Source organism: Cyanobium sp. WKJ7-Wakatipu (genome assembly GCF_024345355.1).
GTDB lineage: Bacteria > Cyanobacteriota > Cyanobacteriia > PCC-6307 > Cyanobiaceae > Cyanobium_A > Cyanobium_A usitatum.
In genome coordinates this window covers 20,130-32,991 of record NZ_JAGQAY010000008.1, presented here as the reverse complement: position 1 = coordinate 32,991, position 12,862 = coordinate 20,130, and the positions used below count along the sequence as shown (strand labels likewise).

Sequence of the window (12,862 nt, the reverse complement as noted above, 5' to 3'; positions counted from 1 at the left end):
TGCTGGCCATTTCGCACCAGCACCCCTGCCAAAGCACCACCGCTGGGGTCAGCCAACTGACACGGTCACGGCTTCGTCGGCATCGGGACTGGTAGGAGCCGAGCTTTGCCCGGCCGCTGGCAGCAGCCCCAGCTGGGCATCCAGCGTGGCTCGGTAGCGCTGCAGGTCGTTTTCCAGCTCCTGGATGCGCACCTGTTGGGCGGCGAATTCGCCCTGGCTCTGCACCGCTTCCACCTTGCGCACCACCCCGGTCCACACCGCAAACACCCAGGCAGCGGTGGCGCCGATGCCGCCAACTAGGAGCAGCAGGGCGGCTAGGGGCAGGGTGCCGCTCAGTCCTGGCAGGAAGTGGACCGTGGTGGGGGCTGTGTTCTCCAGGGTGAACATCACCATGGCTAGGCCAAAGCTGAAGATCAGCAGAAAGTTCAGCTGTTTCATCTCAGGAGCGTAATTAGGCCAACCCAGGGGTGAACTCACCGCGGGCTATCTGCACAGTTTTGTTACCCAGGGCGGCGGATCAGGCCGGCAGGGCTGGCGCCGAAAGCAGCGGTTGGCGAATCAGATCGCCCGGCGGCGGCTGAATCACCTTGGCCAGGGCTGTGGTCTCCCGTTGCACAAGGGCCTCGATCGAAGCCCGGTAGGTGTCTGTCATCACCCGGGGGTAGAGGCCGATGCCCACGATCGGCACCAGCAGACAGCTGATCACGTAGATCTCCCGGGGCTCCGCATCCACCAGGTGGGTGTGGGAGGCGAGCTCAGCGTTTTCCTTGCCGAAGAAGATTTCCCGCAGCATCGAGAGCAGGTACACCGGGGTGAGGATCACGCCCACCGCCGCTAGAGCCGCCATCACGATGCGGAAGCTGAGCGAATATGCCTCGCTGGTCACGAAGCCCGTGAACACCATCAGCTCGGACACGAAGCCGCTCATGCCTGGTAGGGCAAGGGAGGCCAGGGAGCAGATAGTCCACAGCGCAAACATCTTGCGCATCTTCTGGCCAACCCCGCCCATGTCGTCGAGCTGGAGGGTGTGGGTGCGGTCGTAGGTGGCGCCCACCAGGAAGAATAGGCTGGCGCCGATCAGGCCGTGGCTGATCATTTGCAACATGGCGCCGCTGGTGCCCAGGGCACTGAAGCTGCCGATGCCGATCAGCACGAAGCCCATGTGGCTGATCGAGCTGTAGGCGATCTTGCGCTTGAGGTTGCGCTGGGCAAACGAGGTGAGAGCGGCGTAGATGATGTTCACCACCCCGAGTACCACCAGCAGCGGCGCAAATTGGGCATGCCCCTCGGGGAGCAGCTGCACGTTGAAGCGCAGCAAGGCGTAGCCCCCCATCTTCAGCAAGATGCCGGCCAGCAGCATGTGCACCGGAGCCGTGGCCTCGCCGTGGGCATCGGGCAGCCAGGTGTGCAGGGGCACGATCGGCAGCTTCACCCCAAAGGCGATCAGCAGGCCTGCGTAGGCGAATAGCTGGAACTTCGTTGAGAAGTCCTTGGCCATCAGGTCCGTGTACTCAAAGCTGGGGGTGCCACCGCCGTAGAAGGCCATCGCCAGGCCCACCACCAAAATGAACAGGGAGCTACCGGCTGTGTAGAGGATGAATTTGGTGGCTGCGTACTGACGCTTTTTGCCGCCCCAGATAGCCAGCAGCAGATACACCGGCAACAGCTCCAGCTCCCAGGCCAGGAAGAACAGCAGCATGTCCTGCACGGCGAACACGGCGATCTGGCCGCCATCCATGAGCAGCAGCAGGAAATAAAAGAGCTTGGGCTTGAAGGTCACCGGCCAGGCCGCCAGAGCCGCCAGGGAGGTGATGAAGCTGGTAAGCAGGATCAGGGGCATCGAGATGCCGTCCGCCCCCAGCGACCAGGCCAGCCCCAGGCTGGGTAGCCACTGAACCCGCTCCACTAGCTGCAGTCCTTCGACCGCCGGGTCATAGCCGTTGAGGTAAGCCCCCACGGTGATCAAGAAGGTGATCAGGGTGATGCCAAGGGCATACCAGCGAATCCGCTTGCCGTCGCCGGCATCGGGAATGAAAGGAATTACCAGGGCCGCTGCGATCGGGAAAAGGATCGACGCGCTCAACCATGGGAAGGGCACGAACCAGGCCTCACCGTTTGCCCGGAGTGTAGAAATGCAGTCGGGCTCGGCACTCTGCTGATGGGGGATGTCACACAGAGTTGTGCGTCCTGCCCCCTGCTTCGCTGATCCGCTGGCACGCGCTTTGCGCTCACGCCAGGGGATCAGCGAAGCGGGGGGCAGGAGCCGGTGCGGCAGGGCGCGGCTTGAGGCTCGCTGGTGCGGCAGGGTATGGGCGCGCGGGGTGAGGCTCGCTCGGCTGAGCGGCCGAGGCCGTGTTGCCCGCGCAGCGGGCGTAACGGCCGAACCGCTCAGCCCAGCGAGCCGAACAGAACCACCAGGGCGATGACACCGCCAAACACGATCAGGGCATAGAACTGGGCCCGGCCGGTTTCGAAGTATTTGAGACCCTCGCCGCTGCCCAGGGTCACCAGGCCGGTGAGGTTTACGACCCCATCAACAACCTTGGAATCAACCTCCAGCACCTGGCGGGCCAGTTTGCGGCTGCCCTGCACGAACAACTTGTCGTTGATCGCATCGAGATACCACTTGTTGGCCAGGAAGGCATTGAGGGCGGGGAAGCGAGCGGCTACGGCTTTGCCCAGATCGATTTTGTGCAGCGCGTAGGCCAGCACAGCAACGGTTATACCGGCGATGGAGATGCCGACTGAGGCTCCGGCTAGGGGCAGGAATTCACTCCAGCTGAAGTGTTCGGCCACCTCGGCCGCCTCCTTGGGGTCGAGCAGGTTGCCAAAGCGGCTATTCCAGGGGGTGCCCAGCAGACCTACCAGCACAGAGGGCACGGCCAGCACGGCCAGGGGCATGGCCATCTGCCAGCCGGATTCATGGGGATGGCTGGCATGGCCATGGTCGTCGCCGTGGCTATCGCCCTGGTCATCAGTGGTTTTGCCTGCTTCAGCCAGCAGCTGGGCCCTCATGGTCTGATCATTGCCGCGAAACTCCCCCTCAAAGGTGAGGAAGTAGAGGCGGAACATATAAAAAGCGGTCATGCCGGCGGTGATGAAGCCAGCCACCCACAGCACGGGGAATGAACCAAACGCCACGCCGAGGATCTCGTCCTTGCTCCAGAAGCCAGCCAAAGGCGGAATGCCGGCGATGGCGACGCAGCCAATCAGGAAGGTGCTGCTGGTGATCGGCATGTGTTTGCGCAGCCCACCCATCAAGCGCATGTCCTGGGCGAGCACGGGCTCATGGCCCACCACCTCTTCCATGGCGTGGATCACCGAGCCGGATCCCAAAAACAGCATCGCCTTGAAGAAGGCGTGGGTCACCAGGTGGAACATGCCGGCCACGGGAGCGCCGCAGCCCATGGCCAGCATCATGTAACCCAGCTGGGAAACGGTGCTGTAGGCCAGGCCCTTCTTGAGATCCATCTGGGTGAGAGCAATCGAGGCCCCCAGCACCAGGGTGATGGTTCCCACCACGGCGATCGTGGCCTGCACAGCAGGGAAGGGTTCGTAAACGGGTTGCAACCGGGCCACCAGGAACACACCGGCGGCCACCATGGTTGCCGCGTGAATCAGGGCAGAAATTGGAGTCGGACCCTCCATGGCATCCGGCAGCCAGACGTGCAGGGGGAATTGGGCCGATTTCGCCATCGGTCCCATGAACACCAGCAGGCACAACAGGATCGCCGCCGCGTTGGAAACGCTGCCGCCGGCCACGGCCTCCTGCAGCCGGCTGCCAATTTCCTCAAAGCCGAAGCTGCCGGTGGCCCAGAACAGACCCAGGATCCCCAGCAGCAGGCCGAAGTCGCCAACCCTGTTCACCACAAAGGCTTTCTGGGCGGCATTGGCGGCGCCATCGCGGTCATACCAGAAGCCCACAAGCAGGTAGGAGCACATGCCTACCAGCTCCCAGAACACATATATCTCCAGCAGGTTGGGGCTGATCACCAGGCCCAGCATTGAGCTGCTGAACAGGGCCAGATAGGTGAAAAAGCGCACGTAGCCCTTGTCGTGGGCCATGTAGCCATCGGAATAAACCATCACCAGCACGGCGATGGTGGTCACCAACGACAGCATCACGGCGCCGAGGGCGTCCACCCGGAAGCCCATCTGCAGGTTGAAGGTGCCGGCGCTGGCCCAGTTGAACAGCACTTCGGTGGGCGGTGCACCCGCCAGTTGCTGGGCCAATACGGCGTAGCTCAGAACTGCAGCCGCTCCCACGCAGCTGATCAGCAACCAGGCCACTGGTTTGCGCAGCCGGTTGACGGTGCGGTTGAAGCTGATCAGCCCCAGCCCGGTAATAGAAGCCCCGACCAGGGGCAGCACCGGAATCAACCAGGCGAGTTCGGCGGCTGACGGCATGCGCTGCAAGCTGGTTGGCGCAAGTGTAGGCAGCCAAACAGGTGCATATCCAGGCCTGTGCGGGCTCGCCCATGGGCGGGGGCTTCGCGGCGAGCCGTACTCAGCCCAGCAGGTGGGCCAAGCCTGTGCGAGCGAAGCTCGTTGCGCCGAGGCCGATGAAGCGATGGGCCCACCAAAACACCCCTACGGCAATGGCAATGCCCAGCTGGGCTGGCCTTAGAAATTCGCTGGGAACCAGCTGCTGGCGGCCGGTCAATATCGCCCTAAAGGGAAGGATCGAGGTGCTAGCTCTCAGCTCCTCAAAGGCGCTACCGAAGCGCTTGGCCAGGCGCCGGTCGCCGTTCCAGATAGCGAAGAGATGGTGGGCTATCAGGCCGGCGCAGGTGGCCACCATGAAGCTGCTGCCGATCCAGAGCAGGTGGGTGGCGCACCAGAGGACCTGGCCCACCGCCTGGGGATGGCGGCTGATGCGGATGATGCCGGTGGCATAGAGCCGCACCTGGGGCTTGAGCACCGCCGGGATTTCCAGCAGGTTGTAGGTGGCTGGATAAAGAAACAAAAAGCTGATAGCGGTGCCGGCCCACACCACGGGCACGATCCAGGGCTGGTCCTGGAGATTCCAGAGGCGCACCCCGTCGTAGCGATGGGCCAGGAAGTAGCCGATCACCACCACGGCTGAGGGGATGCTCACCGCAGCAAACAGCAGCCGCCAGGCCCGTTCGCCAATTTTTGCTGCGCCCCACACCCGCAGCGAGGCACCGCCGCTGTGAACTACGGCGAAAGCCAGCAACAGGGCGAGCATTACCCAGCTGCTGTGGTGCGAAGAGCTGGGGGGCACGGGCCGGATGGGGAGTTGTGAAGCTCTCGATTCTCGCTGCCAGGCTTTCCCCTTAGAGTTTTGAACTCGCCAGCTGGCAGGCTCCGGCCGATCCAGGCAACCCAATGGCAGACCTGCCTTTCACTCTTGATCAGCTCCGCATCCTGCGGGCCATCGCCTCTGAGGGGAGCTTTAAGAAGGCCGCAGATAGCCTTTATGTGACTCAGCCGGCGGTGAGCCTGCAGATTCAGAATCTGGAGAAGCAGCTCAGCGTCAGCCTGTTTGACCGGGGCGGGCGCAAGGCCCAGCTCACCGAGGCCGGCCACCTGCTGCTCAGCTACTGCGACCGAATCCTGAGCCAGTGCCAGGAGGCCTGCCGGGCTCTAGAGGACCTGCACAACCTGCGCGGCGGCTCGCTCATCGTTGGCGCCAGCCAGACCACGGGCACTTATTTAATGCCGCGAATGATTGGTCTGTTTCGGCAGAAGTACCCCGAAGTGGCGGTGCAGTTGCAGGTGCACAGCACCCGCCGCACGGGTTGGAGCGTGGCTAACGGCCAGGTGGATCTGGCGATCATCGGCGGCGAGCTTCCAACGGAGCTTTGTGAGCTGCTGCAGGTGGTGCCCTATGCCAGCGATGAGCTGGCCCTGGTGCTGCCGGTGAAGCATCCGCTGGCCCGCCTGCCCGAGCTCACGAAAGATGACCTCTACCGGCTGGGCTTTGTCTGCCTTGATGCCCAGTCGACCACCCGCAAAATGGTCGATCAGCTGCTGGCCCGCTCCGGGCTGGATGTGGGCCGGCTCAAGATCGAGATGGAGCTCAATTCCTTTGAGGCGATCAAAAACGCCGTTCAGTCGGGTCTTGGGGCTGCCTTCCTGCCGGTGGTCTCAATTGAGCGGGAGCTCTCTGCTGGCAGCCTGCATCGCCCCCAAGTGGCCGACCTGCTCGTGCGCCGCCAGCTGAAGCTGATCACCCATCCAGCCCGCTATTGCTCCCGTGCTGCCGATGCCTTCCGCAAGGAGGTTCTGCCCGTGTTTGCCAGCCCCGATAGCCCCCTGCGCCGGCCGTTGCAGCAGCAGGAGGCCCTCACTCAGAACTGATCTGTTTCAGAATTAATCTGATTCAGATGATTCAGAACTGATCGGCTTCGGGGGTGACGCCCACCGTGTCATCAGCCACGCCCTTGGTAAGGAATTTGTTTTGGCTGGTGTCTGTTTGGTAGACGCAGCGCACGATTGGCTTGTCTTTCACTGAGCCGATGTAGGCGAAGGTGTTCATGCGCTGCTTGCACTGGCGCATCTGTTCGTTGGTTACGGCTCCTTCCTTCTGCAACACGCTCCAGTTTTCACGCCGAATAACGCAGCCGGCCTTGAGCTCCGGCTGGGTCACGAAGCTGGAGCTTGGGTTCATGGTGGTGTAGAGCTCAATGTCCATCACGAAGGCACTGGCGCCCCACTGGCGGCAGAACTCCGGATCGGGCACCGCCATGTCGAGCTGCTGGCTGCTGGCGATGTTGCCCTGGTCGCCCTGGGTGGTGCTGGAGATGGCGGTGCCGATGCCGATTCCTACGACCAGCACCCCAGCCAGGATCGCCAGGGTGCCCACGTTGAACTGAAAGGGGCCTGTGCCGCCAGGACCACTTCCACCAGGGCCACTGCCACTAAGACCGCCTTTATTGCCGCCCCCGGCCGGCCGCCTGGGCTCATTGCGGCGACCACCCCGCTCATAGCCATCCTCTGCGTAACGCCCTCCGGGGGGACGCCCCTCATCAGGGCGCTCACCGGCGTAGCGATCTGAGCTGTAGCGGGAGCGGCTCACAGGCTTTCCGTGCTGCGGGGCAGGCCCATGGAGTAATTGATCACCCGGGCATCGGGGTTGTAGCGAAGCTCGCCGGCTTGGAGCAGCTGGCGAATTAGCCCTTCCAGCTCCGAACCGATCTGGCGCAGGTTGTATTCGGTGAGGTCGGCGCCGGCTTGGGCGGCCACCAGCTCGCGGAAGTGGTCTTGCACCTTGGCCAGCACCGGGGCGTCCCAGAGGAACTCATTATCGGGATCCACATCCATGGTGAGCTGGCTGGGATCAGGCAGCAGGTTGCCGTCCTCCACCCGGGCGGTGAACAGCCGCACATGGCGGGTGGTGGACTTCAGCAAGGTCTCTGCTGGGCGGGATTCGGCAGGGAGTGAGTCGGCCATGGGGAGGGGATTGCGGGCACCCGATGCCTCAACTCTAGAAACCTCCCCCAGCCGCAGGGGTCAGGCGCCCCCTTTAAGGTTGCATCTGGATTTTTGAAAGTTGGTATGCGCGTCGTCATTGCCGGAGCAGGGCTCGCCGGGCTGTCGTGCGCGAAGTACCTCTGTGATGCCGGCCATACGCCGGTGGTGGTGGAAGCCCGCGACGTGCTGGGCGGCAAGGTGGCGGCCTGGCAGGACGAAGACGGCGACTGGTATGAGACCGGCTTGCACATCTTTTTCGGCGCCTACCGCAACATGCGCCAGCTGTTTAAGGAGCTGGATATCGAAGACCGTCTGCAGTGGAAAAGCCACTCGATGATTTTCAACCAAATGGAGACGCCAGGCACCTACAGCCGCTTTGACTTCCCCGACATCCCCGCCCCCTTCAATGGTTTGGCGGCCATTCTCAGCAACAACGACCTGCTCACCTGGCCCGAGAAGATTGCCTTCGGCATGGGCTTGGTGCCGGCAATTTTGCGCGGCCAGCAATATGTAGAAGAGTGCGATAAGTATTCCTGGACCGAGTGGCTGAGGCTGCACAACATTCCCGAGCGGGTCAATGACGAGGTGTTCATCGCCATGGCCAAAGCGCTGAACTTCATCGATCCCGATGAAATTTCCAGCACGGTGGTGCTCACCGCCCTAAATCGCTTCCTGCAGGAGGGTGATGGCTCCAAGATGGCCTTCCTTGATGGCAACCCACCGCAGCGCTTGTGCCAGCCGATCGTCGATTACGTCGAAGCCCGTGGCGGGGAAGTTCACTTGAATTCCCCGTTGCGCCAGATCGAGCTCAATGCCGATGGCACGGTGAAGGCTTTCCAGATTGGTGGCATCAAGGGCCAGGAGCCCCGCACGCTTACGGCCGACGCCTACGTGAGCGCCATGCCGGTAGATCCCTTCAAGCTGCTGCTGCCTGAGGCTTGGAAGGAGATTCCCTATTTCAAGAAGCTCGATGGCCTCAATGGGGTGCCGGTGATCAATATTCACCTCTGGTTTGATCGCAAGCTCACCGATATCGACCACCTGCTGTTCAGCCGTAGCCCGCTGCTGAGCGTCTATGCAGACATGAGCAATACTTGTAAGGAATACGAGGATCCGGAGCGCTCGATGCTGGAGCTGGTGTTTGCCCCAGCCAAAGACTGGATTGGTCGCTCTGACGAGGACATCGTGGCGGCCACCATGGAGGAGCTCAAGCGTCTGTTCCCGATGCACTTCACCGGTGATGATCAGGCCCAGCTGCGCAAGTCGATCGTGGTGAAGACGCCCCTGTCGGTCTACAAGACCGTGCCCGGCTGCCAGCAGCTCCGGCCTGATCAGGCCTCGCCGATCCCCAACTTTTTCCTGGCTGGCTGCTACACGATGCAGCGGTATCTGGCCTCGATGGAGGGGGCGGTGCTTAGCGGTAAACAGTGTGCCCAGGCGATTGGTGCGGCGGTCTAGTCGTGGTGGTGTCCTCGCTCCCAAATTTGGAGGAGGCCTATGAGGCCTGCCGGCAGGAGACGGCCGAGTGGGCTAAGACCTTTTATCTGGGCACCTTGTTGATGCCGCCGGCCAAGCGCCGGGCGATTTGGGCGATTTATGTGTGGTGCCGCCGCACAGATGAGCTGATGGATAGTGCGGAGGCACAGGACCGTCCTGTGGCAGAGCTCGCAGATCGCCTAGATGCCTGGGAGGCGCGCACTAGGGGTCTGTTTGCTGGCGAGGTTTGTGATGGTCTCGATCTAGTTATGCGGGACACGATGGAGCGTTATCCCCAGCCCCTGCAGGCTTACTTAGACATGATCGAGGGGCAGAGGATGGATCTGCGCCTGCACCGTTACCCCACCTTCGAAGATCTAGAGCTCTACTGCTACCGGGTGGCAGGCACCGTTGGCCTGATGACTCAGGAGGTGATGGGATTGGATCCTGCCTATACAAGCGCCCCTTGGAGTGATCGGCCGGATACCTCCCACGCAGCTGTAGCCCTCGGCATCGCCAACCAGCTCACCAACATTCTTCGCGACGTGGGCGAAGATCGCTCTAGAGGGCGTATCTACCTTCCCCAGGAAGATCTGGAGCGATTTGGTTACAGCGAAGCCGAATTGCTTGCGGGCACTGTTAACGATAATTGGCGTGCCCTGATGCGATTTCAGCTGGAGAGAGCTCGAATGTGGTTTGCTCGCTCAGAGGCAGGCGTGCGCTGGCTTGCTCCCGACGCTCGATGGCCCGTATGGGCATCGCTGCGGCTTTATAGGGGCATTCTTGATGTAATAGAGGAGCACCACTACGACGTTTTTAACAAGCGAGCCTTTGTGCCTAGGGCTGGCAAGCTATTCGATCTACCTTTTTCCTATCTGGTCGCTCAGGTGCGCTGAGTAGCGCCGCCTTTAATCCACTCCAGCAGAATTGAATTCACCAGCTCAGGTGCTTCGTCGTGGGGGCAATGTCCAAGCCCTGGCAGCACGCGTAGAACCTGAATGCATGAGTATTGCTCTGCCCAGCGGCGCGCTTCGGCTGGATCCTCCCAGGGATCGGCTTCCCCCCAGATCATGCGCACCGGCAGCGCTGATGTGGCGGCGCTTAGGTCGGCCAGCAGATCGGGGGCCAGGTGGTCGTTAAACAGGTTGACGAAGCCGCGAAAACTTTCCGTGGCACCTGGATCGGTGCTGGGCCGGTGCAGCAGGGCTACCAGCTCGTCGTCGATGTGGGCACCACTCGGGTAGGCCCGCGCCAGCACGCTGCGAATGAAGGCCGGCTGAGCCAGTAGGCGAAACAGGGGTGCGATCACCCAGCGCTGCCGCACCAGCTGCTTCACCAGGGGGCGACTGGCCCGTTCCAAGCCCGGCAGCTGGGCCGCCCGTTTGTCGTCGAGGGTGCGCTGGGCGCAGTCGATCAGGATCACCTGAAAGGGTGGGAAACCCTCTGCCAGTAACAGCCTGGCGGCGGTGAGGGCCACCATCGCGCCGATCGAGTTGCCCACCAGGTGCACGCGGGGCTGGGCTGGGCTGCTGCCAGGTTCGGCCAGAAGTAATTGCCTCACCGCGTCGGCTACCTGGCGGCCCCAGAGGTCGAAGCAGTACTGAACAGCGCCCTGCCTTGGCGGCTCTTGAGCTAATCGCGAAACAGGCTTATCGCTGGCGCCAAAGCCCAGCAGGTCGAGGGCGATCACCCGGGCATGGGGAGCGAGGGCCGGCAGGTTGTGGCGCCAATGGCCCACAGACGCCCCAAAGCCATGGATAAGAACAACCCGGTCGGTGCTGCTCGGCGAGCCCGCTGCAAGCAAGTGGATCCGATGTCCCTGCCAGTTCCAGTCGCTGGGGATCGGATCCGTATCAGTAAGTGCTTGGCTCAGACCGCAGCCTTCTGATTAGCCAGCAGGTCCTTGAGCTTGGCCAGTTCGCCGGCCCAGCGGGGATCGGGAGCTTCGCTGTCGACGTTGTCGGCGTGCACAACCTTATTGACGGCCTTGCGGGCAGCGGTGGGAGCCGCGCCGCCGGGGCGACGCTCGCCGGGGGCAGGGCTGCGGCTGTCCTTGCGCTCAGAGATTTCGATACGCATGGCATTGCCGCCGAAATCCTTGCCGTTCAGCTGCTCGATCACCGTTTCGGCAGTCTTTTGATCTTCGACATTTGCAAAGCCGAAGCCGCGGCAAGCGCCGGTGTCGCGGTCGTTGACGGCCTTGAAACGAACTCCTTCACCCACGGCACTGAACAGAGCCTCGAGCTCCTTGGCATCAAAGGTCTGCGGCAGGTTGCCGACGTAGAGGCGAATGCTCATGGGGAAGGGGGAAGAAAAACTTTCTGCAGGCGAGGAGAAGCCTCTCGAAGCGCCTTTACATCAGAAAGTTAATCACGCCGCCGGTCCTCGCCTCCCTCCCGGGCGTGTTGCTGCCACCAGCTTTGTGCCGCCGCCAGCACTTCTGCGCGGGCTTCAGCATGGGCCTCGGGCCCTGCAACCAGGCGCCCGAAAGCTCGCTCGAGGGTCAGGTGTGCGAGCAGTCGCCCCAGCAGGCGGCCTGGGGGAATCGCCAGCTCCTGCTGCAGGCTGAGGCCATCTAGGGGCGGTGCTGGATGGAATAGGGGGTCGCTTGGCAGGCGCCAGCGCTCCAGCAGGCCCGCCGCCGACTCGGGAAGCAGTAGCAGCAGGGCGGGCAGATCGGCCTCTAATTCGCTGCATAGGGCCAGGCGTCCAGCCTCCGGCAGCCCATCCCAGCCACCCACTGAGCCCAGCTCCTGGCGCCAGTGGCGCAGGGCCCGGCTGCGTTGCTGCAGCCTGCGGCTGCTGCGTAGGCCGGCCAGAGCTTCGGGGGGCAGCAGGGCAGTTAGGCGCGCAAGAGGCAGGGCCCAAGAGATTTCTTCGGCTTCCAGGCCCCGATCCTGGGCTTGATCCAGGCCCAGTGCGCTCAGGGCGGTTGCACCCGTCGCAGTTGTACCCGTGATAGTGGCATCGGCGCCCCAACTTCCTAAAAGGCCGCATTCCAGGGCCAGGGCCAGGCCCGTTTCTCCGTAGGCAGCGCAAGCCAATTTCTCCAGCTCCGCCAGCACCCGTTCGCCGGCTACCTGGGCGAGCTGGTTGGCATGGGATTCAATCCAGCGGCGGCTGGTGGGGTCTAGTTCAAAGTTCAGGCAGCAGGCCAGGCGGATGCCTCGCAGCAGGCGCAGGGGGTCGGCGAGCAGATTTGCTTCGCTCACCGCCACCAGCTGGCGGCTGCCCAGGTGGCTGAGACCGCCGGTGGGGTCCACCAGGGCTGCCGCGGCGGCGCCGGCGGCGGGCAGGGGCAGGGCGATGGCATTGATTGTGTAGTCCCGGCGCCTCAGGTCCGCTTCCAGGCTTGAACCTTCCTGGCGGGCCAGGTCGAGGCTCCAGCCCCCCATGACCAGCCGGGCGATGCTGCGCTCCGCATCCAGCACCACGCAGGTGCCGCCATGGTCCCTGGCCAGCTGGCGGGCCAGGGCTAGGGCATCTCCAGGCACAACTACGTCCAGGTCCGGCTTGCGCTCCAGGCTCCCCAGCAGACCATCGCGCACGGCGCCGCCCACCAGGGCCGTGCCAGGTGGCAGGGCTTCTCGGGGCAGGGGCCAGGGCTCGGCCAGCAGGCGCTGCCACAGCTCTTCTGCCACCTCGCCAGTGGGGCGGTGAGCCGTCACAATGGGTTCCTGGCTCAGCCTGGGCAGCATGTGCATCTGCGTGGATTGCCACTGGGTCGACCGCTGTCAGGCCTACCACGCGGTGGAGCGTCAGCACGGTGCACCCCACCTCTGCCTGGAGCCCGATCTCAGCCCGACCGAGCCACGCATTCACGTGCAGGTGCAGGATCTTCCCGCAGGTGGGGTGGGAGTGGAGTGGGACGTGCGCGCCTGCGGCAGTTTTCAGCGGGATGCGGGCCGCTGGCAGCGTCTCTGCCCAGGCGCAGCTCTGCCGCGATGAG

General features: G+C 63.3%; 13 protein-coding genes. 4 read left to right on the top strand and 9 right to left on the bottom strand.

All coding sequences use genetic code 11. The features are described 5' to 3' along the window. Positions 1 to 48: 48 nt before the first annotated feature. The 4 genes from KBY83_RS06720 to KBY83_RS06705 form a co-directional block, all read right to left on the bottom strand. Entirely contained in the window at positions 49 to 438 is a 390-nt protein-coding gene (locus tag KBY83_RS06720) for a lipopolysaccharide assembly protein LapA domain-containing protein (RefSeq protein ID WP_255018860.1), read from the bottom strand. A 79-nt stretch (positions 439 to 517) separates the two neighbouring features. Next, positions 518 to 2,098: an NAD(P)H-quinone oxidoreductase subunit 4 gene (locus KBY83_RS06715; protein WP_254999022.1), complete on the bottom strand. Its 1,581-nt coding sequence runs from the start codon at positions 2,096 to 2,098 to the stop codon at positions 518 to 520. Positions 2,099 to 2,388: 290 nt separating this feature from the next. Further along, positions 2,389 to 4,407: an NAD(P)H-quinone oxidoreductase subunit 5 gene (locus KBY83_RS06710; protein ID WP_255018859.1), complete on the bottom strand. Its 2,019-nt coding sequence runs from the start codon at positions 4,405 to 4,407 to the stop codon at positions 2,389 to 2,391. A gap of 100 nt (positions 4,408 to 4,507) precedes the next feature. After that, the gene (locus KBY83_RS06705) at positions 4,508 to 5,209 is read right to left on the bottom strand and encodes an NnrU family protein (RefSeq protein WP_254999113.1); all 702 of its coding nucleotides are present in this window, start codon (positions 5,207 to 5,209) and stop codon (positions 4,508 to 4,510) included. A gap of 140 nt (positions 5,210 to 5,349) precedes the next feature. Here KBY83_RS06705 and KBY83_RS06700 point away from each other — a divergent pair, with 140 nt between their 5' ends. Next, the gene (locus KBY83_RS06700) at positions 5,350 to 6,324 is read left to right on the top strand and encodes a LysR family transcriptional regulator (RefSeq protein WP_254935567.1); all 975 of its coding nucleotides are present in this window, start codon (positions 5,350 to 5,352) and stop codon (positions 6,322 to 6,324) included. 31 nt (positions 6,325 to 6,355) lie between these two features. Here the strand turns inward: KBY83_RS06700 and KBY83_RS06695 are convergent, their stop codons facing one another. After that, positions 6,356 to 7,042 carry a DUF3172 domain-containing protein gene (locus tag KBY83_RS06695; RefSeq protein WP_255018858.1) on the bottom strand — a complete coding sequence of 229 codons (687 nt, stop codon included), beginning with the start codon at positions 7,040 to 7,042 and terminating at the stop codon, positions 6,356 to 6,358. Beyond that, entirely contained in the window at positions 7,039 to 7,416 is a 378-nt protein-coding gene (locus KBY83_RS06690) for an NAD(P)H-quinone oxidoreductase subunit M (protein WP_255018857.1), read from the bottom strand. The genes KBY83_RS06695 and KBY83_RS06690 overlap by 4 nt, the downstream gene beginning before the upstream one ends. A 105-nt stretch (positions 7,417 to 7,521) precedes the next feature. Between KBY83_RS06690 and pds the strand changes: the two genes are divergently transcribed. Together pds and KBY83_RS06680 are read left to right on the top strand one after the other, a co-directional pair. Continuing rightward, a complete protein-coding gene (gene pds / locus KBY83_RS06685) occupies positions 7,522 to 8,895 on the top strand; it encodes a 15-cis-phytoene desaturase (protein WP_255018856.1) in 1,374 nt (457 codons plus the stop codon). A gap of 8 nt (positions 8,896 to 8,903) precedes the next feature. Continuing rightward, on the top strand, positions 8,904 to 9,809 hold the full coding sequence (locus KBY83_RS06680) for a phytoene synthase (protein WP_396093569.1): 906 nt from the start codon (positions 8,904 to 8,906) through the stop codon (positions 9,807 to 9,809). Here the strand turns inward: KBY83_RS06680 and KBY83_RS06675 are convergent. The 3 genes from KBY83_RS06675 to KBY83_RS06665 all read right to left on the bottom strand — a co-directional run bounded on the left by KBY83_RS06675 (position 9,797) and on the right by KBY83_RS06665 (position 12,581). Next, positions 9,797 to 10,717, bottom strand: a complete 921-nt coding sequence (locus KBY83_RS06675) for an alpha/beta fold hydrolase (RefSeq protein ID WP_255018854.1) — start codon at positions 10,715 to 10,717, stop codon at positions 9,797 to 9,799. The genes KBY83_RS06680 and KBY83_RS06675 overlap by 13 nt on opposite strands. A 65-nt stretch (positions 10,718 to 10,782) precedes the next feature. Next, a complete protein-coding gene (locus tag KBY83_RS06670; protein WP_106632655.1) occupies positions 10,783 to 11,211 on the bottom strand; it encodes an RNA-binding protein in 429 nt (142 codons plus the stop codon). Between the two features lie 68 nt (positions 11,212 to 11,279). Next, positions 11,280 to 12,581 carry a CCA tRNA nucleotidyltransferase gene (locus KBY83_RS06665; RefSeq protein ID WP_255018853.1) on the bottom strand — a complete coding sequence of 434 codons (1,302 nt, stop codon included), beginning with the start codon at positions 12,579 to 12,581 and terminating at the stop codon, positions 11,280 to 11,282. 28 nt (positions 12,582 to 12,609) lie between these two features. Between KBY83_RS06665 and KBY83_RS06660 the strand changes: the two genes are divergently transcribed. Further along, on the top strand, positions 12,610 to 12,861 hold the full coding sequence (locus tag KBY83_RS06660; RefSeq protein ID WP_254941425.1) for a Ycf34 family protein: 252 nt from the start codon (positions 12,610 to 12,612) through the stop codon (positions 12,859 to 12,861). Position 12,862: the final 1 nt, after the last annotated feature.